24 protein-coding genes are annotated in these 22521 nt (G+C 39.7%); 2 read left to right on the forward strand and 22 right to left on the reverse strand.

What is annotated here, in order from left to right:
* Window positions 1-183 precede the first annotated feature (183 nt).
* The 10 genes from AC5P2S_RS10865 to AC5P2S_RS10910 form a co-directional block, all read right to left on the reverse strand.
* Window positions 184-720 (reverse strand): NADPH-dependent FMN reductase, encoded by a 537-nt coding sequence (locus tag AC5P2S_RS10865; RefSeq protein ID WP_494554836.1) that lies wholly within the window; start codon window positions 718-720, stop codon window positions 184-186.
* A 63-nt stretch (window positions 721-783) separates the two neighbouring features.
* Window positions 784-2028 (reverse strand): M20 family metallo-hydrolase, encoded by a 1245-nt coding sequence (locus AC5P2S_RS10870; RefSeq protein WP_494554837.1) that lies wholly within the window; start codon window positions 2026-2028, stop codon window positions 784-786.
* A 9-nt stretch (window positions 2029-2037) separates the two neighbouring features.
* Window positions 2038-2436: a hypothetical protein gene (locus AC5P2S_RS10875; RefSeq protein WP_494554838.1), complete on the reverse strand. Its 399-nt coding sequence runs from the start codon at window positions 2434-2436 to the stop codon at window positions 2038-2040.
* A gap of 15 nt (window positions 2437-2451) precedes the next feature.
* Window positions 2452-3720: an NAD-dependent dihydropyrimidine dehydrogenase subunit PreA gene (preA, locus tag AC5P2S_RS10880; protein ID WP_283418124.1), complete on the reverse strand. Its 1269-nt coding sequence runs from the start codon at window positions 3718-3720 to the stop codon at window positions 2452-2454.
* 33 nt (window positions 3721-3753) lie between these two features.
* Window positions 3754-5091, reverse strand: coding sequence for an NAD(P)-dependent oxidoreductase (locus AC5P2S_RS10885; RefSeq protein WP_494554839.1), 1338 nt, complete (start codon window positions 5089-5091; stop codon window positions 3754-3756).
* Between the two features lie 161 nt (window positions 5092-5252).
* Complete coding sequence (locus AC5P2S_RS10890) at window positions 5253-6119, reverse strand: nitrilase-related carbon-nitrogen hydrolase (protein WP_494554840.1); 867 nt, start codon at window positions 6117-6119, stop codon at window positions 5253-5255.
* Between the two features lie 33 nt (window positions 6120-6152).
* Window positions 6153-7535, reverse strand: coding sequence for a dihydropyrimidinase (gene hydA / locus AC5P2S_RS10895; protein ID WP_494554841.1), 1383 nt, complete (start codon window positions 7533-7535; stop codon window positions 6153-6155).
* Between the two features lie 32 nt (window positions 7536-7567).
* Window positions 7568-9040 (reverse strand): NCS1 family nucleobase:cation symporter-1, encoded by a 1473-nt coding sequence (locus tag AC5P2S_RS10900; RefSeq protein WP_494554842.1) that lies wholly within the window; start codon window positions 9038-9040, stop codon window positions 7568-7570.
* Between the two features lie 17 nt (window positions 9041-9057).
* Window positions 9058-10410: an aminotransferase class III-fold pyridoxal phosphate-dependent enzyme gene (locus AC5P2S_RS10905; protein ID WP_494554843.1), complete on the reverse strand. Its 1353-nt coding sequence runs from the start codon at window positions 10408-10410 to the stop codon at window positions 9058-9060.
* A 35-nt stretch (window positions 10411-10445) separates the two neighbouring features.
* The gene (locus AC5P2S_RS10910; protein WP_494554844.1) at window positions 10446-11909 is read right to left on the reverse strand and encodes a CoA-acylating methylmalonate-semialdehyde dehydrogenase; all 1464 of its coding nucleotides are present in this window, start codon (window positions 11907-11909) and stop codon (window positions 10446-10448) included.
* 140 nt (window positions 11910-12049) lie between these two features.
* Between AC5P2S_RS10910 and AC5P2S_RS10915 the strand changes: the two genes are divergently transcribed.
* Window positions 12050-12514: an Lrp/AsnC family transcriptional regulator gene (locus AC5P2S_RS10915; protein ID WP_283418117.1), complete on the forward strand. Its 465-nt coding sequence runs from the start codon at window positions 12050-12052 to the stop codon at window positions 12512-12514.
* Between the two features lie 90 nt (window positions 12515-12604).
* On the opposite strand, the gene AC5P2S_RS10920 is transcribed toward AC5P2S_RS10915, so the two are convergent.
* Window positions 12605-13237: a DUF4142 domain-containing protein gene (locus AC5P2S_RS10920; protein WP_494554845.1), complete on the reverse strand. Its 633-nt coding sequence runs from the start codon at window positions 13235-13237 to the stop codon at window positions 12605-12607.
* 485 nt (window positions 13238-13722) lie between these two features.
* On the opposite strand from AC5P2S_RS10920, the gene AC5P2S_RS10925 reads away from it, so the two are divergent.
* Complete coding sequence (locus tag AC5P2S_RS10925; protein WP_494554846.1) at window positions 13723-14094, forward strand: hypothetical protein; 372 nt, start codon at window positions 13723-13725, stop codon at window positions 14092-14094.
* An 80-nt stretch (window positions 14095-14174) separates the two neighbouring features.
* On the opposite strand, the gene AC5P2S_RS10930 is transcribed toward AC5P2S_RS10925, so the two are convergent.
* The 11 genes from AC5P2S_RS10930 to AC5P2S_RS10980 form a co-directional block, all read right to left on the reverse strand.
* Entirely contained in the window at window positions 14175-14723 is a 549-nt protein-coding gene (locus tag AC5P2S_RS10930) for a type 1 glutamine amidotransferase domain-containing protein (RefSeq protein ID WP_494554847.1), read from the reverse strand.
* Between the two features lie 304 nt (window positions 14724-15027).
* Window positions 15028-15180, reverse strand: coding sequence for a hypothetical protein (locus AC5P2S_RS10935; RefSeq protein WP_494554848.1), 153 nt, complete (start codon window positions 15178-15180; stop codon window positions 15028-15030).
* A 177-nt stretch (window positions 15181-15357) separates the two neighbouring features.
* Window positions 15358-15999 (reverse strand): DUF6266 family protein, encoded by a 642-nt coding sequence (locus AC5P2S_RS10940; RefSeq protein ID WP_494554849.1) that lies wholly within the window; start codon window positions 15997-15999, stop codon window positions 15358-15360.
* Between the two features lie 469 nt (window positions 16000-16468).
* Window positions 16469-16729: a helix-turn-helix domain-containing protein gene (locus AC5P2S_RS10945; protein WP_494554850.1), complete on the reverse strand. Its 261-nt coding sequence runs from the start codon at window positions 16727-16729 to the stop codon at window positions 16469-16471.
* A 91-nt stretch (window positions 16730-16820) separates the two neighbouring features.
* Window positions 16821-17777 carry a transporter gene (locus tag AC5P2S_RS10950; RefSeq protein ID WP_494554851.1) on the reverse strand — a complete coding sequence of 319 codons (957 nt, stop codon included), beginning with the start codon at window positions 17775-17777 and terminating at the stop codon, window positions 16821-16823.
* A gap of 257 nt (window positions 17778-18034) precedes the next feature.
* The gene (locus AC5P2S_RS10955; protein ID WP_494557023.1) at window positions 18035-19117 is read right to left on the reverse strand and encodes a cytochrome-c peroxidase; all 1083 of its coding nucleotides are present in this window, start codon (window positions 19115-19117) and stop codon (window positions 18035-18037) included.
* Window positions 19101-19922 (reverse strand): MbnP family protein, encoded by an 822-nt coding sequence (locus tag AC5P2S_RS10960; RefSeq protein WP_494554852.1) that lies wholly within the window; start codon window positions 19920-19922, stop codon window positions 19101-19103. The genes AC5P2S_RS10955 and AC5P2S_RS10960 overlap by 17 nt, the downstream gene beginning before the upstream one ends.
* Before the next feature lie 311 nt (window positions 19923-20233).
* The gene (locus AC5P2S_RS10965) at window positions 20234-20590 is read right to left on the reverse strand and encodes a hypothetical protein (protein ID WP_494554853.1); all 357 of its coding nucleotides are present in this window, start codon (window positions 20588-20590) and stop codon (window positions 20234-20236) included.
* Window positions 20591-20656: 66 nt separating this feature from the next.
* The gene (locus AC5P2S_RS10970) at window positions 20657-21325 is read right to left on the reverse strand and encodes a superoxide dismutase (RefSeq protein ID WP_283418007.1); all 669 of its coding nucleotides are present in this window, start codon (window positions 21323-21325) and stop codon (window positions 20657-20659) included.
* 114 nt (window positions 21326-21439) lie between these two features.
* Window positions 21440-22123: an SCO family protein gene (locus AC5P2S_RS10975; protein WP_494554854.1), complete on the reverse strand. Its 684-nt coding sequence runs from the start codon at window positions 22121-22123 to the stop codon at window positions 21440-21442.
* Window positions 22120-22389 (reverse strand): YHS domain-containing protein, encoded by a 270-nt coding sequence (locus AC5P2S_RS10980; protein ID WP_283418005.1) that lies wholly within the window; start codon window positions 22387-22389, stop codon window positions 22120-22122. Before AC5P2S_RS10980 ends, AC5P2S_RS10975 begins: the two co-directional genes overlap by 4 nt.
* Window positions 22390-22521 lie beyond the last annotated feature (132 nt).

Raw genomic sequence — 22521 nt, forward strand, 5'->3', positions numbered from 1 at the left:
TTGGACAATAAAAAAGCCGACAATCTTAGAGATTATCGGCCGTTATTCTTGTTGACAAGTTCAGAGGCGCTTGTGTAATTCTTTTGACAAGAATTAGGTTGCGGCTGGAAATGAACTTGTATGATTTTCATTTTCTTTCTTTGATGACAAAGTTAAGCAATCTTAACATTAATATCCAAAATCTTATCCAAAAAAGTTTTTAACAGCAGATAATTTCTCCTGAAATTCAGCATACTTTTCTTCATCTATAATACCTTTTTCAGAATCAAACGTCTCTTTAAACTTAGGAAGATAGAAGCTTTGAAGGATATTAGCGCCACTGGATTTAGATCTTTGCTCGAAAGCAGCCACCACGTGTCTTCCACCGCCAGGACCTGTTGCTGTTGCCAAAAGAAATACCGGTTTTTCTCCAAAATGTTTTCTGTCTTTGATTCTGGAAACCCAGTCGAATACATTTTTAAAAGCAACTGTATAAGAGCTGTTATGTTCTGCTAAAGCGATAATCAACAAATCGGATGAATCTATTTTCTCTGCAAATCTCAATGCCAAAGTCGGGATTCCATCGTGCTTTTCCCTGTCCACGCTAAACATTGGCATCTCGTAATCGTTCAAGTCCAGAACTTCTACTTCTGCACCTGTGAATTGTTTTGCTGCGTATTCTGCTAATTGCTTATTAATGGATTCTCGGGAATTACTTCCGGCAAATGCTACTATTTTCATTATATTCAAAATTAAAGTCCCAAATTTAGGGACTTTAGAAATTAAAAAGATTGATACAGGATATTATTTTTCGATTTTTAAAATATCCAGAATAGTTCCGTACAAAACTTCTGCTCCTAAAGCCAAATCTTCTGGCGAAGAATACTCCAATGGATTGTGACTAATGCCATCTTTGCAGCGGACAAAAATCATCCCGTAATCGCAGGCATAAGAAATTGCCATTGCGTCGTGAAAAGGACCGCTCATTAGTTCCGGTGTATCTTGTAAGCCGATTTTTTCACAATTATTCCGGATGATATCTTTAATCCAATCCGCACAATATCGCGGTTCTGATTTCCAGTCTTCGGATATTTCATAAGATAATCCATGTTTTTTGGAAATCTCATCAATTTTATCTAATAATTGTTTTTCGTAATGGTTTCTTCTTTCCAGATCGATGTCTCTCAAATCCAACGTAAATTCTACTTCTTCGGGAATAATATTTCTGGAAGCAGGAAAAACCTTGATTGTTCCGCATGTTCCAACTGTCGGATTTCCCGGGACTTGATTGGCAATTTCGTTAAGGGCAATAATGATTTCCGATGCGCCAACCAAAGCATCTTTTCTCATTGGCATCGGAACAGAACCGGCGTGACCAGCCATTCCTTTCAGTTTTACGGTCAGCCAAATCGGACCGGAAATACCCGAAACCACAGCAATCGGTTTTTCCTGAATATCCAAAACAGGACCTTGCTCAATGTGAAGTTCAAGGTAGCAATAGATGCTTCCAGCTCTATATTCCGATTCTTTGAATTTTGTTATGTCACAGCCAAATTCTTTCAGAGCCTGTTCTCTTGTGATTCCATTGGCGTCTGTTCTCTGTAATTCGCCTTCTTCAAGTCTTCCTAGAATTCCTCGCGAGCCGAACAAACCTTTGTTAAAGCGCCAGCCTTCTTCATCTGCAAAAGAAATGATTTCTAAAGTTCTTTCGGATTTCAATCCTTTCTCTTGCATTGTAATAGCCGCTTCAATCGCACAAAGAACGCCGGCAACACCGTCATATCTTCCGCCATAAGGCTGAGAATCGAGATGTGAACCAACCATCAGAACCGGCAAATCAGGATTAGTTCCTTCTAACCTTCCGATGAGATTCCCAAAGTTGTCAATTCTGGTTGTCATTCCAGCAAATTTCATCCACGATGAAGCGAGTTCAAATGCTTTTTTTTCGTCAGGAGAATGCGCAGGTCTATTAGTTCCTGTTTCACCGATTTTCCCGATTTTGGACATTTCGGTGAAGAAGTTTTCGAGGCGTAAATGATTAATATTCATAAATAAATTCTAAATTAATGATATTAAATTTAAAGCATCCGTCATATTTAGAGTATTATAATCAGCCTTAATCATTGTAGTTGATTTGTAGTAAATATTATTTGGGAATGTGCTTATTAGCTTTATAGGATTCTTAAATTTATTATTACAAGCACATACAAAAGTGTCTATACCTAAAGAATTATATTTATTAATCTTCTCAATAGTAGCTTTAGAATAATCTCCCATAGAGAAAAGAGCAACTTTTCTTCCTAATGGAAAATTTAATATATCTTCAAAATCCCTCTTACCAAAAGCTGTTTTACCTGTACTGGTAACTCCTGCTATTTTTAATAATTCATCATATAAAATATTAAAAGTATGGGTTTTTCCAACGCTATTATCTCCAAATAGTGCAATTATATTCATCTTAATAAATCCTAATTAATGATCATTCAGCGGCAAACCCTGTTCCTGGAACTGAACCCAGTTGAGATAGTCCGGAGCAACACGTTTTTCTTCCATTGTAATGCAGTTGTCTACCGGGCAAACCAGCTTACAAAGGTTGCAGCCAACACATTCCGGTTCGTTGATGGTGTAAGTATTGTAAGGCATTCCGTCACCTTTGAAAATGGCCTGATGTGATGTGTCTTCGCAGGCAATGTGACATAATCCGCAATGGATACATTTGTCCTGATTGATATTAGCAACAATGTGAAAATTGAGGTCAAGTTTTTCCCATTCGGTCATTGTAGGAACTGATTTGCCTACGAAATCTGTGATTTTTTCAAAACCTTTTTCGTCCATCCAGTTATTGAGACCCTCGCATAAATCTTCCACAATTCTGAATCCATATTTCATCGCAGCTGTACACACCTGAACGGAAGTAGAACCCAACAACATAAATTCTACCGCATCCTGCCAGGTTGAAACACCGCCGATTCCTGAAATCGGAACTTGGGAAGTAACAGGATCTTTCGAAATGGTTGTCAGCATTTTAAGTGCAATCGGTTTAACTGCCGGTCCGCAATAGCCACCAAAAACAGATTGTCCGCCAACATTCGGATTCGGAACAAACGTATCCAAATCGATTCCTGTAACAGATTGGATGGTATTGATCAAAGATAATGCATTGGTTCCGGCATTGACTGCCGCTCTTCCTGTCGGAACCACGGAATGAACATTAGGCGTCAGTTTTGTAATGACCGGCAATGTGGCGACCTCCATTACCCATTCCACAATCATTCCTGCAATTTCCGGGTCTTGCCCGACAGCTGCACCCATTCCGCGCTCGGTCATCCCGTGAGGACAACCAAAATTGAGCTCGAAGCCGTGAGCGCCTGTCTGTTCACAGCGTTTTACCATTTCGTGCCACGCTTCTCTTGTGTTATCTGCCATTAACGAAATAATCATCGCTCTGTCCGGAAATTCCCTTACCACTTCTTCGATTTCCCTGAGATTGATATCCAAAGGTCTGTCAGAAATTAACTCAATATTATTAAAACCTGCAACACGCTGTCCATTGAAATTGATTGCAGAATAACGGGAAGAAACGTTCTTTACCTGGGAACCCAATGTTTTCCAAACAACGCCGCCCCAGCCTGCTTCAAACGCACGCATTACATTTACTTTTTTATCTGTTGGCGGTGCTGAAGCCAGCCAAAAAGGATTAGGAGATTTTATACCTAAAAAGTCACAAGAAATATCAGCCATTGATTTAATTTTAAATTTTAAATTGTGAATTAATTAATTCATCATGTATTCTAAAATGGAACGTGCTGCCAATTTTCCATCCTGAGCAGCGTTCACAACTTCTTTTCCGCCATTGATGCAGTCTCCGCCAGCAAAGACACCTTTCCAGTTGGTTTCATAAGCGGAATTAACGGAAACTTTCCCATAAGAATTCTGTAATTCGTAACTGGAAATTAATCCTTCGAATGGTGTTTGCCCGGCTGCCTTGATGATCATATCGCATTCGATCTCAAAGGTTTCGCCGGTTTCCACAGGACTTCTCCTTCCGGAAGCATCAGCATCACCTAATTTCATCCTGCTGCAAACCAAAGATTTTACATTTCCGTTATCAGCATAAACTTCTTTCGGTGCTGCAAGATATTCCATATTACAACCGTCCAGTTTGGCAATATCTAATTCTACATCGGTGCAAGGTTTTTCGTTTTCGGTTCTTCTGTAAACAATCGTCACATCTTTTGCACCCAATCTTTTTGCCTGAGTTGCCGCATCTATCGCTGTCATTCCCAAACCAATCACAACAACTTTATCACCAACAGGGACAGTTGAAAAATCATTGGTTCTAAGATTATAGATATAAGAAATCGCATCTTCAACTCCTTCAGAATCTTCGCCGGAAATATCTAGTCTTCTCGCAACTCCGACACCGATACCAAGGAAGACTGCATCAAAATTGTCCTGCAATTCTTTCAAATGAATATCCTTTCCTAATTCCTGGTTGTATCTGATATCGATTCCGCCAATGGATGTGATATATTTCACTTCGTCTTCGCAGAATTCCGGTGTCACTTTGTAGGCTGCGATTCCGTAAGTCATAAGACCACCGCCTTTTGATTCTTTCTCGAAAATGGTAACATCAACACCTTCCTTCGCCAAATAGAAAGCACAAGCCAATCCTGCAGGACCAGCTCCTACAACCGCTACTTTTTTTCCAAGAGAAGGTCTTCTCTCGAACAATTGCCAGTTGTTATACATTGCTTTTTCAGTAGAATATCTCTGTAGACGTGCTATCTGAATCGGTTCTTCGTGAAGAAGGTTATAAACACAAGAGCCTTCACATAATTTCTCCACAGGACAAACTTTGGAACAGCTTGCGCCCATAATATTATCTGTAAAAATGGTACGAGCCGAGCCTTTCACATTATCTGTCGCTATCTGCTTTATAAACTTCGGAATGTTAATATGCGTCGGACACATCTTTATACAAGGTGCGTCATAGCACATTATGCAACGATTGGCCTCTATTATAGCTCCTTCGCGATTATCAAACGGTGGGTGAATGTCTGCAAAATTTTCCTGATATTGTTCAGTAGTTAAGCGTCTGTTTGCTATCATAATTTTCTTAGTTGTCAGTTGTTGTTTTTTTAATAACTAATGTTTAATTGATTGTCAAATCGTTATTTTATCTACAAAGTGCAGCCCGGCTTGAACGGACTCTTCGAGAGCCTCAGAGTGACAAAGCGGGAGTGGAAGGCGGATATAGCTGCCATAAAAATTTATAATCGAGTTAAGTCATCGTAAGTCTCTGGTCGTCTGTCTCTGTAAAACTGCCATTTGGAGCGCACCTGGTCTATCAGATCCAAATCAAATTCGGCAATGAGAAGCTCATCATTATCTTCGGATGCTGTTGCAAAGATTTCACCTAAAGGATTGACAAAATAAGAAGTTCCGTAGAATTTCCCGAGGTTCCAGGGTTTTTCTGTCCCAACACGGTTGATGCAGCCCATAAAATAACCATTGGCTACAGCGTGAGCCGGCTGCTCCAGCTTCCAAAGGTATTGAGACTGTCCGACTGTTGTTGCAGAAGGATTGTAAACGATTTCTGCTCCGTTGACTCCCAAAGCTCTTGCTCCTTCCGGAAAATGTCTGTCGTAACAGATATAAACCCCGACTTTAGCATATCTTGTCTGGAAAACAGGATAGCCCATATTTCCGGGTTTGAAGAAGTATTTTTCCCAGAATCCACCCGTTTGCGGAATGTGATTTTTGCGATATTTCCCGAGATATTTCCCGTCTGCATCTATGACAGCCGCTGTGTTGTAAAGAATTCCAGCACCATCTTTTTCATAAACCGGAACGATGATGACCATTTGGTATTTTCTGGCATATTCCGACATCAAATCCGTTGTAGGACCGGGAACCGTTTCTGCCGACTCATACCATTTCGAATCCTGACCAGGACAAAAATAAGGTGTGTTGAAAATCTCCTGAAAGCATAAAATCTGTACGCCTTTTTCACCAGCTTCCTCGATATAAGGCAGATGTTTTTCCAACATGGCCTGTTTTATTTCTTCAATGGTTCCTTCGCCTTCTGTTTTTGCCAGAGACATCTGGATTAATCCTGATTTTATGATTCGAGACATAGTTTTCAGTTATAAGTTATGAATTATTAGTTTTTATATTTTGTCTGAAACTTTGCTTCTTTTAATGAATTGACCATAGCCTTTTGGAATAAGGCATTCATTATTATCAATAGCAACTTTTCCACGCAGTAAGACTGTTTTTACTTTCCCGGTCACTTCCCAGCCTTCGTAACCGCTGTAATCCACATTCATATGATGGGTTTTTGCAGAAATCGTATGCTTTTCATTCGGGTCGAAAATGACTAAATCAGCATCAGAGCCAATAGAAATTGTTCCTTTTTTAGGATACATCCCGAAAATCTTTGCAGGATTGGTACAAGCTACTTCCACGAATTTACTTAATGTGATTCTACCTTTATCGACACCTTCAGAATACAAAAGCTCCATCCGGTTTTCTACGGCCGGATGACCATTTGGGATTTTGGAAAAATCATCAATTCCCATTAGTTTCTGTTCCCAAAAAAACGGACAATGGTCTGTTGCCACGACATTGACCAATCCTTGGTTAATTCCTGCCCAAAGCGTTTCCTGGTCTTTTTTCTCTCGTAATGGTGGCGACATTACCCATTTTGCACCTTCAAAATCCTGCTCATACAAACTTGCATCAAGAATCAAATACTGGATACAGGTTTCCACAAAAACGTGCTGATTTCTTCTGGTTGCATTTCTCACTGCATTAAGAGCACCTTCACAGGTCAGATGAACAATATAGCCGGGACAACCTGTGAAATTCGTCATATCTACAAAACGTTCACTGGCTTCTGCTTCGGTTACTTCCGGTTGTGACAAATAATGGTAAATCGGTGCCCGATTCCCTTCATTTCTATTTTTCTGAACCAGATAATCAATCATATCACCATTGGTTGCATGAACATTGATAAGTCCGCCGTGTTGTTTTACTTCTTCCATCAAGCCAACCATCTGACGATCATCAACCATCAATGCACCTTTGTAAGCCATAAACGTTTTGAAAGAAGTAATACCTTCCTCTTCAATCATTTCACGGATTTCCGGTTTTGTATTCTCATTATAATCGGTAACAGCCATATGAAAACTGTAATCGCCAACAGCATTTCCGTCGCTTCTTCCCTTCCATTCTTCCAAAGCAGAACGAAGTGATTTTCCCTGAGTCTGCAAAATAAAATCGATAACCATAGTCGTTCCGCCAAATAACGCAGCACGGGTTCCGGTTTCATAAGAATCGCTGGAAAAAGTTCCCATAAACGGCATATCCAGATGAACATGCGGGTCTATTCCTCCAGGAAAAATCAATTTTCCGGAAGCTTCAATGACTTTATCCGCTTCATAATTCAAATTCTTTCCGATGGCCGAAATCGTTTCACCTTCGATAAAAATATCGCCAATGAAATTTTCTGAAGCTGTGGCTATATTTCCGTTTTTGATTAAAATACTCATACGTGATTATAAAAATGATGAATGATAAATTATTAATGATGCTTTTTTGGTTCTTTAATTTTGTTTTTCATTAAGATAAAATAAACCAATCCGCTGATGAAGAATCCGACAAACCAACCATAGTGATAAAGGTTTGTCAGCCATTCCGGAACCAAATCTGCAGAAATTAATTTAACAGTAACTAAAAATCCAGGAATATTAGGGAGAATTCCAAGAATCAGTGCCATAATGGCTTTGGAATTGAATCCGTTTTTGTAAGAATAAGTTTTTCCTTCCTGATATAATTCTTCAAGAATCAACTTTTGCTTTCGGACAAAAAAGTAGTCTGAAATCATAATGCCACCAATCGGTCCAAGCAAACTTGAGTAACCGACCAGCCAGGTAAAAATATACCCGGAAGGATCTGCAATCAGCTTCCAGGGACATATTAATATCCCAATAATACCCGTGATATAACCACCCGTTCTGAAAGTAATTTTAGTTGGATTGAGATTGGCAAAATCATTGGCAGGACTTACAATATTCGCCGCAATATTAGTTGCTAAAGTAGAAATGGCGATTGCTAACATCGCTAAAGTCACCAGGATTTTATTTTCAAATTTTCCTGCAAGAATTACCGGATCCCAAATTGTGGTTCCATATATAATCGTAGTCGCAGAAGTCACTACCACGCCAATGAATGAGAAAACTGCCATAGACGGAGGCAAACCAATCATTTGTCCATTGATTTGAGCCTTCTGGGAAGTGGCATACCTTGTAAAATCCGGGATATTCAATGATAATGTTGCCCAGAATCCAACCATTCCCGTCAGAGCAGGGAAAAAAAACTTCCAGAATTCTGAAGATGTTTGAAACTTAGAGGGTTGATCTAGTATTCTGCCCAGACCATCTGTTGAGTATATTGCCCAAAATAAAAGAGCAAAAGCTGCAGCCGGAAGGAATACTGCTTTAAAAACTAATAATTTACGAATGCTGTCTACTCCAAAATAAACCACAATCATATTGATTGCCAGAAAAATCAGAAAGCAGACCATTTCCAAGGCTGGAGGGAAAAATCCCGTGACCATTGGCTCCGAAAATGAAGGCATCCAGACTCTCAAAATCTGATAAAATGAAACCCCACCAATCCACGTCTGAATCCCAAACCATCCACATGCGACAATTGCTCTTAGTAATGCAGGAATATTAGCGCCCGCAGTTCCAAAACTGGCTCTTGCAAATACCGGAAAAGGAATTCCATATTTTGTCCCAGCGTGACCGTTAAGAATCATCGGAATCAACACAATAAGATTTCCTAAAAATATAGTCATTACCGATTGCCACCAGTTCATCCCACCTTCTATCAGAGAACTTGCCAGCATATAGGTTGGGATACACATTGACATACTGATCCATAATGAGGCATAATTCCATGTTCCCCAGGTTCTTTTATTTGGAGAAACAGGAGCCAAATCTTCATTATAAAGTTTTGGATCAAAAACACGATCAGTATTGATATCCGGCATTATTTAATAAAATAGTGTTAGTATGTAGCTTCGTCAGCAATCTTAAGAGCTTCTGAAATAATTGCCAGCCCTTTGTCGATTTCTTCTTTTGTAATAATCAATGGTGGCGCAATAAAAATATAGCCCCATCTTACGAAAGTATACATTCCCAGTTCTTTGATTTTAGCAGCAACCTTATTCATTACCATCATTTCATCCGGTTTTGCATTGAAAGGCGCCATTGGTTCTTTGGTTTCCCTGTTTTTCACCAGCTCAAGACAGCCAAGCAGTCCTGTATTCCTAAAATCACCGATTGAAGGATGAATCTTTTTCATTTCTTCAATTCGGAACTCCAGATATTTTCCCATTTCTGCGGCTCTTTCGATAAGATGATCTTCTTCATATATCCTGATCACTTCCATAGCGGCAGCACACGAAACAGCGTGAGCGGAATAGGTCAGCCCTAATGGCAGTACTGCGTCATCATATTTAGAGGCGATCTTTTCTGAAACCATTACACATCCCAATGGAAGATAGCCGCAAGTAAGACCTTTGGCCATAACAATCATATCCGGAATAATATCATGATTCTGAAATCCGAACCATTTCCCGGTTCTTCCGAAACCTGACATTACTTCATCCATGATCAATAATATACCATGCTTATTACAGATTTCTCTCACTTTTTTCAGATAACCTTTGGGATACTGCAAGCAGCCAGAAGTTCCGGATTCGCCTTCCAGAAGAATAGCAGCAATAGTTCCGGGACCTTCATATTCAATTTGCCTTTCCAATGAAGCAACTGCATCTTTCAGGAGGTTGTCTTCACCGTATTCGTAACGATAAGCATAAGGCAAATCGAAGTGAACAAAGTTGGGCGCTTGCTGGGTATCTACAGGGATTTTCCTAGGGTCCCCACCTGCCGAAATGGCACCAATCGTAGCGCCATGATAAGACTGATATCTTGTAAAGATCTTATGTCTGCCTGTATAAAGTCTAGCTAATTTAATAGCATTTTCGTTAGATGTTGCTCCACAAACCGTGAAGAAAGCACGGTTCAGATCGCCTGGACAAATTTCTGCAAGCTTCTTACCCAAGTCGCCTCGGACCTTTGAAACACAGCTTGGCGAAATGAAGGCTACCTGCTGCATCTGTTTTACAACAGCATTTGTCACACGCTGGTCTCCGTAACCGATATTGGAATTCATGAGACCGGAAGAAAAATCAATGATTTTTTGCCCGCTGTAATCATAAAGATATACACCTTCTGCTCTTTCTACCGCAAACGGGTCGATTCCTTTCTGTTTGGACCATGACATTATCGTGTAATCGAGCGCATTGTCAATAACTTCCTGTCTATTGACTTTATTTTCTAATGTTTCTGACATCATTGATTTGAAATTTGAAATTCATAATTTGCAATACTTTAGCTCATCCAGTTGATTCCGGCTTCGGGATTCCATTTAGTAGTCATCTTTTTCAGCTTGGTCCAGAACTCGATAGAACTTTTTCCGGTGATATCTCCCACCCCGAATCTGGATTCGTTCCAGCCTCCGAAGGAAAAAGGCTCTCTCGGTACGGGCACACCGATATTAACACCAATCATGCCGGCCGAAGCATTTTCCATCACATATCTGGCTAATCCGCCGCTTTGTGTAAAAACGGAAGCTGCGTTACCATAAGGATTGGCATTTTCAATTTTCAAAGCATCTTCGAGACTCCGGCTTCTGATAATGGAGATAACCGGCCCGAAGATCTCTTCTTTTGCCACAGACATTTCCGGTGTCACAAAATCTATAATTGTAGGACCGACATAATAGCCGTTTTCCTTACCCTCAACTTTATAATTTCTTCCATCCAAAAGTATTTTTGCCCCATCTTTCTCAGCCTGGGTGATATAATTTTCTATTCTTTCCTTAGCAGCTTTTGAAATCACGGAACCAAGGTTTTTCCCGGGAATCACATTTTTAGCTTCCTGCACCATTTTTTCAATAATATGATCTGTCTGCCCAACAGCCACCATTGCCGAAGCTGCCATACATCTTTGTCCTGCGCAACCCGACATTGATGCTGTCACATTAGCAGCAGTCATTTCGGGATTCGCATCCGGTAAAACCAACAGATGATTTTTCGCACCCCCCAGCGCCAGGCATCTTTTAAGATTAGATGTAGCTCTTTGATAGACAATCTTGGCAACTTTTGTGGATCCTACAAATGATACTGCTTCTATATCAGGATGATCACAGATAGCTTCCACAATCTCCTTTTCACCATGTACGATATTGAATACACCATCCGGAAGACCTGCCTGCTTCAGAAGCTCTGCAATTTTCAGAGCACTCAAAGGAACTAATTCTGATGTTTTCAGGATCATCGTATTGCCGAGTGTTATTGCATTTGGGATTGTCCAATTAGGCACCATTGAAGGAAAATTAAACGGTACAATAGAGGCAACAACACCTAAAGCTGCATGTTCTGTTCTGCATTCTACCCCTTTGCTTACTTCCAGAATCTCACCCTGGATCAACTGAGGAAGTGACACAGCAAACTCAGTCAGCTCAATGCTTTTTTCTATCTCGGCCCTGGCTTCGTCCAGGGTTTTCCCGTTTTCTTCCTGAATCAACGCTGATAACTCGTTGATGTTCTCTTCCAGAAGTCTCTTGTATCTGAAAAAAACCTGAACCCTATCCTTTATTGGAGTTTTTGACCATGTTTTAAAAGCTTCTTTTGCTGCCGAAACTGCTTTATCCAAATCGTCTTTTGAAGATACAGCCACTTCCGCAATCACTTCACCGGTTAGCGGAGATTCCACATTCATCCAGCGATCTGTAATGGTTCCAACAAAGACTCCATTAATACAATTATTAACTTTTCCGTATTTATTTGACATTTTTATTAATGATTTTATAAAGATTTTAACGAAAGCTAATCTAAAAAACAATTTTCAATAATATGCAATTTTTACAATAATTTATAATCATTCTAAAAAATTTGCAAAAATTTGATACTTTTGTGTAAAATTTATTCTAAATGGAAAATAAGCTGGACGAAATTGATTTTCTAATTCTCAAAGAACTCCAAAAAGACGGCCGTGCATCATTTACAGAAATAGCCGATAAACTCAAAGTTTCTATCAGTAATGTTAGAAGCCGCGTGACCAAACTTATCGAGGAAAAGACCATCCAGATCGTTGGAAGAATCAATCCTCAGAATGTCGGTTTCAATGCTTACGCGAATATTGCAGTCTCGGTGCGTCCTGCCAACCTGATCCCAAGTGTGATAGATACTCTTCTGAAAATGCCGGAAGTCAGCTTCCTGGCCAATACAGCCGGAGAATTTGATATCGAAGTCGATATTATGAGTAAAAATAATGAACAGCTTCACCAGCTGGTCAATCAGAAAATTGCTAAAATAGAAGGCGTATTTCAGACTAAAACTACGCTCTACATGAAAGTGCACAAATATGCCCAACCCGATCTGGATCTGGTGAAATAAAGGGGTAACCTTTTATTTTCTGAAAATATGCAAAAAAAATTGAGCAGTAATTGCTCAATTTTTCAACATAACTTTATTATTTAGCATCTATTATTTGACTGCCGATTTGGCTTTTTCTGATTCCATCAGGTGATGTTCCAGAGTCGGAACGGTTTTGCCGGCAAATGCTTTTAAAGAAGCCTCTGATCCTTTGGACGCTTCTTCTTTGAACTCCGCAATATCTTTTTTATGATCACTAACCATAAGATCTGTATAGGCACGGTCAAAGTCTGCACCTTTTTTAGCCTTCAGATCATCATATTTTTTCTGCTTATCTGCATCCAGGCCTGTTGGCAATGTATAACCCACAGCTGACGCCCATTGTTTGAGCTCATCATTCGCTTTGCTGTGATCCTTAACCATCATTGCTCCAAGAGATTTCACAGCCGCATTGGAAGCATTGGTGGAAGCCAGATGCCCCATTTGCACTTCCATTATTCCACCTCTTGCAGCAGCATCAGCAAACTTTTTATCCTGCGTACTCAGATTAGTACCGGTAGTTTTCCCTGTTCCGGCAGATGTGGAATCTGCAGGCATCACTGTACTGTCGGTGTTCATTGCAGCAGAATCATTAGGTGTTGTTATAGCCGTGCTGTCACCGGCTGTATCCATTGTCGTCGTTTCACTTTTTTTGCAGGCTACCAATGCCGTTACAACCAGAAGACTTAAGATTGAATTTTTCATAATAATATTATTTAGTGTGTGATGCTCATTAAATTAACAATTTGTCTGCCAAACAATTACGCCATCTAAATAAAAAAGAGAGAAACAATCTGAGCTGCTTCTCTCCATGAGTAAAATATAATTAATATATGGATTGCCAGAAAAGAGGACATTGCTGCCCTCCTTATCAAAAAATCTAATACACTATGAACTAGATTTTCTTGAAATTTTCACATCAAAGTATTTGCCAAAATTGGAGGCTTTTAAATCGAAATTTTATATCAAGTCCAATTGATATTGTTTATAATCAACATGATATGAAGTATTAATTACATTTAATAAAAAATTAGCATCATAACTATAAATACGAAGACTCATTGCCGAATTGTTTGTATCAAACATTAATAAACAGATAAATGATAATTCGAATTCATTTATGGTCTTAAAATTGATATTGAATTTTATATACCACTATTAATTTGATATTAACTTAACACTTTTTCACAATGATATTCGATAAAAACTTTTTGAAAATGCCGGGAGACGACGGCTTTTTTATTTACCAGGGAGAACAGGATAACAGCAATTTTGTGAATCCTTATAACGATAATCCTTATATGATCAGCTCCCTTCAGAAACTTAAAAAACGAATGACCTGCAGAAAAAAACAATCCATTGTCAATCAATGCCTGGATGAATATAAAGATCATATGGTGGAAAATCCCCAACTCAATCACGTTTTCGAAACAGAAGACATACGGCAGCCAAAAGCGTCTTTTGCCGAATATGCCAAATCCTCTTATCAAAAAGTGCTGAAAGACCTGGAGAATATCCAGAAACTCATTGATCAGCTGAGCATCAATGAAGTGCGTCTGTAAGCCCAAATCAATGAATGCTTGTCAATAGATATAAAAATCCCCGGAACATTTGCTCCGGGGATTTTATATAATATTCTGTTCTAGAGATTCTGATCTTCGTGCTTTCCTTCTTTGATCTCTTCTACCATTTTCGCATTGAAAGCCGGTAAATCTTCCGGTGTACGACTGGTTACCAATCCATTGTCCACCACTACTTCACTGTCTTCCCATACTGCTCCAGCATTTTTAAGATCGGTACTGATGGAATTGACAGAGGTCATTTTCCTGCCTTTGACCGCATCCGCATTGATAAGGATTTGCGGACCGTGACAGATCGCTGCGACCGGCTTATGCTGTGTGAAAAAATCCTGAACGAAGGACAGCGCTTTTTCATTGGTTCTCAACTGATCGGGGTTGATAACACCGCCTGGCAAAACCAGAGCTTCGTAATCAGAGGCCGATACGCTATCCAGGGTTTTGTCCACTTCATATTCCTGTCCCCAATCTTTCTCTGCCCAGGCTTTGATTGTTCCCGGTTTTGGACTGACGATATGTGCTGTCCAGCCTTGCTGTTCCAGATGTTCTTTTGGGGATTTCAATTCACTTTCTTCGAAGCCATCTGTTGCGAGTATTGCAATTTTCTTTGACATAACATTTATTTTTTGGTGATTAATATATCACATCAAAGAAAATATAATGCCGAGCGGGATTTATGAATTATAAACTTTGTTAAAGGTGCAACTTTTAATTCTTGAATGGAAATCCATGTATTAAGATAACCAACACATCTGGAACACCTGTTATGGTTCTCAGCATTTTAGACAGCCTGTTTTATATTTTCTTTTGCTCTGGCTATCTGCAATACTATTTCAAAAATCAATTTCTATATCCTATTCTATATAAAAACAGTATTAAATATCAATACTGTTTTTATTTACCAACTTGTTTGGAACATTACCCAGAAACTAAGTATTGTCCATCGATCGTAACCGCCAGACCGGAAAGAAAATCCTGTGTCCCGGATTCCAGATTCTTTTGCCAGGAAATCTTCTGCGAAAAGAGTACAGCAGAACCCAGCACCAATAGTGTGGTAGAAATCTTTTTCATAATTTGAGTTTTTATAGTTACTAATCAAATCAGTTGCAATATTATCAACTGATAACGTCAAAACATGACGCTTTATAATTTTTCCGGTAAAAATAATATATTTTCCTGAAATTAAATTATCCTTAATAAAAAAAGACATTCTATAAAAAATCCACTCTTGCGAGTGGATCTCCTGCATCAGTTCACCAGATATTGACCGAGGTAGAAACTTGTGGAAGCACCCGTCTGCTTTTCATTATTCAGAAAGGCATAGACTTCCATTGTCTTACCCAGGCAATACGCAGGAAGCGTGACGTCCGCCATCAGGTCGGAACGCATCACGATACCCTCATAGATCTCCCAGTTCTTCAGCTCTTCGCAGTAGCACACCAGGCTGACCTGATCTGCCGGTGCGGCATTGCCCTGCGTGCTGTTATCTTCCCATTCCAGATGCAGCACACCGCCCGGCTGAGTGGTGAGCACTGCATTCTGGAAGCTGGTGAGTTCGCCACGGGTAATCAGTACTTTGTTGTAGATCAGCTCCGGCAGACCAGCCACCACCTGTATCGCCTCACTAATTGTATAGGACACCGCCAGGTTCACCCTGGATTTTACCCCGCTCTCCGACCCGAAATACAACGACTGGATTGACTTAACAGGTTGCAAAAAGCTGATCGCCAACTTAAATTTCATCTGCTGCTCAAGCTGCTTTTCCGTGGGGTTGCGTTTTGAAATTTTAGGACGGCTGCGGATGATGTCCAGACCACGCCAGTTAGCGCCTACTACTGTTCCTACTTTACCGGAGAATCCGCCAAGGATTCCTTTGTTTAATGTTGCCATATCAAAGATTTTTAAAATTTGTAACACGAAGGTATTGCAGAAAACAACAGCCTGTACACCCCTGAACGGTTTTGACCGGTTCTGACTGGTTTTGACCGGTCATATGTTGTATTCCTTCGAGAATTGTTCGGAAATCCTTCGGGTATTCTTCGGAAAAACATCCTTTTTCCAAACAAATACCGAAGAAAGGTGGGAGAATACCGGGAAGATCTGACCAGATTTCCGGTAATTAAGATGATGAACATATTAAGATCCTTCGGCTCCGCTCAGGATGACACGGTTGTAATCAAAGTGAGAGTTAAATATTATTCTCGCAGAGATGGCGGATTGGGCTGATTTTGTAAAGATCCTTCGACCCTACTCAGGATGACAGTGAATTGAACTCCATAGTCAATATCCTGGATCACAATACAAAAACCCATACTATATAAATGGCATGGGTTATTAATTCAAAAAATAAAGCCTTGTTTTATTTCAGCAAATTTTCTATGGACTGGCGGGAATAATAGTATTTGCCGCCCAGCTTAATAAACTTGATTTTCCCGTTTCGCCTTAAACGGTAAATAGAACTGTCGCTCAGGTTATACATCTGCTTGAGATCGGCACTATCCAGAAGGTCTTTGCGAACGGTTTTGAGTGCTAAATTATCAATACGGCTGATCAATTCCTTTAACAATACATGGAATAAATAGTCATAGGACTCTTCTGAAGGAAAATTGGTTTTCATCATTGTAGTTTTTGTGATTTCCCCCTAGAACGACCATGCTATTCAATTTATTTTGCCAAACGTATAAAATTTTATGATTTAAATTACCAAATGATCACAATCCAAAATTCAGAAATAAGCTTAACCTGGATTTGGCTTCGATATTGCTACCCGCTAATCGGTTATAAGCCGGCAACATCAGCTCACTGCCGAGACTGAACTTTTTATAAGACACCTCGAATCCCAACTTGCCGTACAAAGCGCTGCCGGCAGTTCCGGGCATCACCTCACTAAACTGCCTGTTCCAGTCATAGACTTCCCCTTGCAAACCCAGCTTGCCGGAAAAGATGCTCTTCTCGTTACGCCACAACCTGTAAAATCCTGTTGCAGAATAATTCCACTGGTTGCCGAAACGGTAATGTTTTTTATTTTCTGTTTTGAGGGTATAATCGGTATTCAACATCAATGCAAAGAAGTTTTTCCGGAATGTGTAGCTCAATGCCACCTGGTAATCCCAGCTTCCCGTCCCCAGCTGAAAACTCGGATTAACGCCTGTGATCCCTTTCTCATCAAATTTTCCCAAAGGAATTTTAATCCCTAAACCACCATTCAGCTGGTGGTATTCGCTTTTGGACCTGAGGATTTCGTAGATGCCCATTAGGCTGGCATCCCCTATTCCATTGATCTTAATATCACCCTGCAGGGTTTTCTTCTCATGAAACTGAAACGGAATGCTACCATAAATACTTAATTTCTGAGTTACCGGAATCTTGCCCCAAAGCTGAATGGTGTTAAAATACTGGTCCTGTGTCAAATCCTGCGTGAACAGGTTTTCTTTGGCTTTGTAATGCTGTGCAAAATATTTGATACCGATGAACTGAGGATTCAGCAGGGATTCGAAGCCGGATGAGCCATTGCCGGCAGCACAACCACAGGCGTCGCAGAAAAATTCTTCGTAGCTGGATAGATGCTGTATTTGGTTTTGGTATTGTGGAATGTAAAGGCTGTCCCGGTTGGCTTTTATTTGCTGAGACAGGATGATTAGTATTAGGGATAGGATTGATTTTTTCATTGTTGATTTTTATTTAACCACAAAAGGCACAAAAGTTTTGGTTTTGAACACAAAGGGCATTAGGTTTTTGTTTCAAATGCTGTTGGTAGTCTCACAAAGGCGCTTCACTTTGATGAGATTTATATTTATTTCTCGCAGATTTTTAGGATTTTGCAGATTATTAAATCCGCTTGATCTGTAAAATCTGCGAGTTAATTATTATTGGACATTGCTTCACTTCGTTCGCAATGACAATAGCAGTTTCGTATTAATAGCTACTATTCTGCAAATTGCTTGTTAGTAATAAATTGTTGGTCGCTGAGGGTTTTTAGGAAAGCGATGATGTACTGTTTTTCCAGCGTTGTCATTGGGATACCGATACGTCCGTTTTGTTTCAGAATCGGGTCCAGATTGGCCTGATTCTCAACATTATCCGAATAGAAATTGAGCACAGCATCCAAAGAATAGAAACGTCCGTCGTGCATATAAGGTGCAGTGTATTCTACATTTCGGAGGCTTGGCACACGGAATTTCATATTGTCGTTCCAGTCCAATGTCACACGGTATCTGCCACGGTCGTCATATTGTGCATTATAATACATCCCGGTATTCCGGTAACTTTCATCAGTAAACAAATCTCCTGAATGACAACTTGCACATTTGGTTTGAAATAATGCCAAACCTTGCTTTTCTTCATTGGTAAATGCCGCTGTTCCTTTCTTCATTTTGTCGTATTTGGAATCGGCGGAAATCATTGTGCCCATAAACTGAGACAGGGCTTTCAAAACTCTTTCTCCTGTGATATTGTCATCGCCATAAGCTGCTTTGAATAGCCTTTTGTAACTGGCATCCTGACTTAGTTTTGAAACGACTTCGGGCAGAGAACTGTCCATTTCAAAATCAGTCGTTATCGGCACCAGAGAACGTTCATCCAGATTATGACTCACGCCATCCCATGTATAATTTTTGAGAAATGCCATATTCTGAATCGGTGGTGCATTGCGAATGCCCAATTTATCATCAATCCCGTGACTCACAGGATGTCCGTGATGTGTAAAAGCATACTCCTGAATATGACAGAATCCACAAGAAATGGTATTGTTACGGGACAGTTTGCCTTCATAAAATAACTTCTTACCCAAAGCAACGCCATTAACGGTTACAGGGTTTTTATCTGTGTCAAATAACAGTGCCGGAAAATTAGCCGGAATCTCCAGATTGTAAGCTTTGTCTTCTTCAAAAGCTTCGCCTTCGTATTCGTACGTACATGACATTAACATTATAGAAAATGCAATGAAAATCCAAAGAGAACGCACCTGCTCCCTTTGGAATGGTAGAATTGGATTAATCATTGTGAACATGGTCAACTCTGAACATATTAATAAGGTTGTTGCTGACATCCGCCAGATGCTGGCTGCTGCCCATCGCCATATTGTTACTGGTATCTAAAGTCAGTGTTTTTTTCCCGCTCAGATATTGGTTAAAGTCTGCAAGGATGTGGATAGAAGGTGTAATATCCTTATTCACTCTGGCTGTAGTCGGTAAATCCAAAACAACTTCCCTATAAAGATCTGCAGTTCCGTTTGCTGTGGTGTCGCCCATATTACCGCAATGGTTCATAAACTCGGTATCAGTTGTTGATGTTCCATACTTTCCTTCAAGTTTTGTGAAGATATAACCAGCAGCCCAAGACCAAGCCATTCCTTCTTGTTTGGCTTTATCCCAAAACAAACCTTGTCCATCCTGACCAATAAGATAAGCTGTGGGACTGATGCCTAAGCCTAATTTGATTTTCTTGTAATTACCTTTTGGGATCTCGGTAAGGTTGATATAAACTATTCCGCCTTTGGCTTCTTCCTGGTTGATGATGAAAGCACCTTTGTCCGGATTATTATAATTGTATTTGAATTCCGCTCCGTTTTCATCGACGAGTGAGATGTTGCTGATTATGTATTTAAGCGTTGAAAACTGGTGTTTCTGTCCATTGACTGAGGTTTGTGTAGTCTGATTGAGCACGATATCACCGAGATTGTTGAAACCATTCTCGAACTTGACCTGAAGATTACCAGTTGTGTTGTCCTGAACATCGTCATCGTCGCTGTTACTGCATGATGAAAATGTTAGAATTGTGATGAATAATAATGATAAGAGTTTATAGATTTTCATTTGTTTGGATGTTGTATTGTTATTTTTTTAAACGCAAAGGCACAAAGGTTTTTTTGAGCAATTCTATGTTTTTAAGGCACAAAGATTTGACTTCGTCAAATGCTCATAACTTTTGCTATCTTTTAAATTACTAAAAGACTATTTTTTTGAAATGTAAGTTTCGTGCTATGCTGCGATAGGGATAGCAGCGGTTACCCCACAGGGCAGCGGCGGAGCGAAGCGGAGCCGTTGACCGAGGAGTATGAGCGGATAGCCCGACCCGAGTGGCTGCTTTAGCGTCGGAGAGGGAATCGTCCTAATGACTATATTATCTAAACAATTGGAGGTCTGAAAATGTGTTTCAGATACAGATAAGAATAATCTGTGGTGTGTTTGAAAGTAAGGCTGGTAAAGAATCTTTGCCCTACTGTTTTGACTGCAGCAATCTCAATCGGAATATAACAGTCGATGATTTTCTGTGTCGGATTTTTGGATTTGGAATCTTCTGAGCTGTTTTTGGCGAACTCTTTTCCGAGGTAACACTTGCCGTTGCAATGCAGCTCCGACTTTTTCTTGTTGATACACAAAACGTCTGAAATATAATCATAGTTAACCGCATACTCTACCAATGGCAACACCGGTTTGAGCACCAGATAAAAAACGAGTAAGAGATTAAAGATGAGTTTCAAGAATTTGTTTTGAGGATTTTAAAAAGCACAGGCTAGCTGTGCTTTTTTTTTGATATATTGAGGCTGTTATTTAATAGCTTCCTCGTATCTTCTGCTGATCTCTTTCCAGTTGGTAACGTTCCAAAGTGCAGCTAAGTAATCTGCTCTTTTGTTCTGATATTTAAGATAATAAGCGTGCTCCCAAACATCAATTCCGAAGATAGGCGTTCCTTTCACCTCCGCAAGGTCCATCAAAGGATTGTCTTGGTTAGCTGTAGAAGTCACCGCCAATTTTTTGTCAGCCGTTACTACCAACCAGGCCCAACCTGAACCGAAACGATCAGCACCAGCTTTGCTCAGCTTCTCCTTCAAAGCATCCAAACTCCCGAAAGAATCGTTGATTGCTTTTGCCAATTTTGCAGAAGGCTGAGTATTTTTCTCAGGCGTTAACACAGTCCAGAACAACTCATGGTTATAGTGTCCGCCGGCGTTGTTTCTAACCGCAGGGCTTTCTTTTGAAATGTGGGAAAGAATCTTTTCCAAACTCTCTTTTTCCAATGGTGTTCCGGCAATGGCTTTGTTAAGATTGGAAACATAAGCTGCCGCGTGTTTGGTATAATGGATCTCCATGGTCTGCGCATCTACAGAACCTTCCAAAGCATTGTAAGCATAAGGAAGAGGCGTTTGCTTGAATTGTGCCGTTACAAACTGTGCTGCTAATAGGAATGCAGCAGCTGAAATTTTTAATACTTTCATATTATACGATTTATTGTTAATGTTAATTATTTAACACAAAGTGCACAAAGATTCTCTTTTTCAACTAACTGTTTAAGGATCATAAAGGCGCTTCGCGCATAAAGGTTTTAAATTTTATTTTAATAATTTTCTGATATCTTCTATCAATTTTTCCCTATCCGGATGATATTTCCCTCTCAGACTGGTTTTAGTTCCAGCTTCATCTTCATAATTCAGTCCAGAATAATAAAGAACCGGCATATTGTTCTCATCAAACCGGCAACGGAGGTTTCCTTCTTTATCTACCAATGCAATCATCCCGCTATGATTGAGGCTTTCTGAATCATCTTCCTTGTCACCTACATAGATATCGAACATATCCGCTAATTTACCGATATAATCCCGGTCTCCTGATAGAAAATGCCAATTGGGCGACTTGGCTCCAATCATTTTAGCGTGATTTTTCAGAACTTCCGGCGTATCATTGGTTGGGTCTATACTGATCGAGATAATTCCAAAATCCGGATTGTTGATCTGCTCATCGATGTATTTCATATTGGAATTCATCACGGGACAAATCGTGGGGCAACGGCTGTAAAAGAACTCTACGAGATAAACTTTTCCCAGCATATCTTTATTAGTAATTTTCCTGGAATTCTGGTCTGTGAGCGCAAATTCCGGAACTTTCATTATCGTGTAAAGACTTTTTTTGAAATAGCTCATCCCAATTCCTATCACCAAAAATAGTACCGCAAAAACTATAATCGGCAGAATCAGTTTACTTTTCTGGAAAGCCTTCTGTTTCTTTTTGTTTGTCATTTCAGAGCATATTTAGCTGGACTTTTCCTGAATTCTTTTTTGCAATGGTCGCTGCAGAATCCATAAGTTTTGCCTTTATAAACAATAGTATCTTTTAGGAATTCTGCTGTTTTCATTTGACAGATCGGATCATCGGCATTCACGACCTTTACACCTTTGAGGTCGGTTTTGGGTTTCATTTTGGAAACCTGTTTTACTTTTGGTGTTTCCTGCGCACAAGACAGTACAGATACCGAAAGTAATATCATTGATATATTGAATTTCATTTTTTTGAAGTTGATTTAATTGTATTGTTAAAGCTTTTGAACACAAAGCGCACAAAGATTTTTTACTTTATGCTTATTTAGGCTCACAAAGTCGCTTCGCTTAAAAAAGTTTGAGCTATTATTCTAACGCAA

This window comes from Epilithonimonas sp. 33E (assembly GCF_059372615.1).

Bases quoted from the DNA above. Each gene is read 5' to 3' on its own strand.
- AC5P2S_RS10920 (WP_494554845.1), bottom strand. From the start codon at position 13,237: ATGAAAAATTCAATCTTAAGTCTTCTGGTTGTAACGGCATTGGTAGCC.
- AC5P2S_RS10905 (WP_494554843.1), bottom strand. From the start codon at position 10,410: ATGATGTCAGAAACATTAGAAAATAAAGTCAATAGACAGGAAGTTATT.
- AC5P2S_RS10925 (WP_494554846.1), top strand. From the start codon at position 13,723: ATGATATTCGATAAAAACTTTTTGAAAATGCCGGGAGACGACGGCTTT.
- preA (WP_283418124.1), bottom strand. From the start codon at position 3,720: ATGGCTGATATTTCTTGTGACTTTTTAGGTATAAAATCTCCTAATCCT.
- AC5P2S_RS10910 (WP_494554844.1), bottom strand. From the start codon at position 11,909: ATGTCAAATAAATACGGAAAAGTTAATAATTGTATTAATGGAGTCTTT.
- AC5P2S_RS10970 (WP_283418007.1), bottom strand. From the start codon at position 21,325: ATGAAAGTATTAAAAATTTCAGCTGCTGCATTCCTATTAGCAGCACAG.
- AC5P2S_RS10900 (WP_494554842.1), bottom strand. From the start codon at position 9,040: ATGCCGGATATCAATACTGATCGTGTTTTTGATCCAAAACTTTATAAT.
- AC5P2S_RS10935 (WP_494554848.1), bottom strand. From the start codon at position 15,180: ATGAAAAAGATTTCTACCACACTATTGGTGCTGGGTTCTGCTGTACTC.
- AC5P2S_RS10870 (WP_494554837.1), bottom strand. From the start codon at position 2,028: ATGAATATTAATCATTTACGCCTCGAAAACTTCTTCACCGAAATGTCC.
- AC5P2S_RS10875 (WP_494554838.1), bottom strand. From the start codon at position 2,436: ATGAATATAATTGCACTATTTGGAGATAATAGCGTTGGAAAAACCCAT.
- AC5P2S_RS10975 (WP_494554854.1), bottom strand. From the start codon at position 22,123: ATGACAAACAAAAAGAAACAGAAGGCTTTCCAGAAAAGTAAACTGATT.
- AC5P2S_RS10930 (WP_494554847.1), bottom strand. From the start codon at position 14,723: ATGTCAAAGAAAATTGCAATACTCGCAACAGATGGCTTCGAAGAAAGT.
- AC5P2S_RS10915 (WP_283418117.1), top strand. From the start codon at position 12,050: ATGGAAAATAAGCTGGACGAAATTGATTTTCTAATTCTCAAAGAACTC.
- AC5P2S_RS10950 (WP_494554851.1), bottom strand. From the start codon at position 17,777: ATGAAAAAATCAATCCTATCCCTAATACTAATCATCCTGTCTCAGCAA.
- AC5P2S_RS10890 (WP_494554840.1), bottom strand. From the start codon at position 6,119: ATGTCTCGAATCATAAAATCAGGATTAATCCAGATGTCTCTGGCAAAA.
- AC5P2S_RS10945 (WP_494554850.1), bottom strand. From the start codon at position 16,729: ATGATGAAAACCAATTTTCCTTCAGAAGAGTCCTATGACTATTTATTC.
- AC5P2S_RS10960 (WP_494554852.1), bottom strand. From the start codon at position 19,922: ATGAAAATCTATAAACTCTTATCATTATTATTCATCACAATTCTAACA.
- AC5P2S_RS10955 (WP_494557023.1), bottom strand. From the start codon at position 19,117: ATGTTCACAATGATTAATCCAATTCTACCATTCCAAAGGGAGCAGGTG.
- AC5P2S_RS10980 (WP_283418005.1), bottom strand. From the start codon at position 22,389: ATGAAATTCAATATATCAATGATATTACTTTCGGTATCTGTACTGTCT.
- hydA (WP_494554841.1), bottom strand. From the start codon at position 7,535: ATGAGTATTTTAATCAAAAACGGAAATATAGCCACAGCTTCAGAAAAT.
- AC5P2S_RS10865 (WP_494554836.1), bottom strand. From the start codon at position 720: ATGAAAATAGTAGCATTTGCCGGAAGTAATTCCCGAGAATCCATTAAT.
- AC5P2S_RS10940 (WP_494554849.1), bottom strand. From the start codon at position 15,999: ATGGCAACATTAAACAAAGGAATCCTTGGCGGATTCTCCGGTAAAGTA.
- AC5P2S_RS10885 (WP_494554839.1), bottom strand. From the start codon at position 5,091: ATGATAGCAAACAGACGCTTAACTACTGAACAATATCAGGAAAATTTT.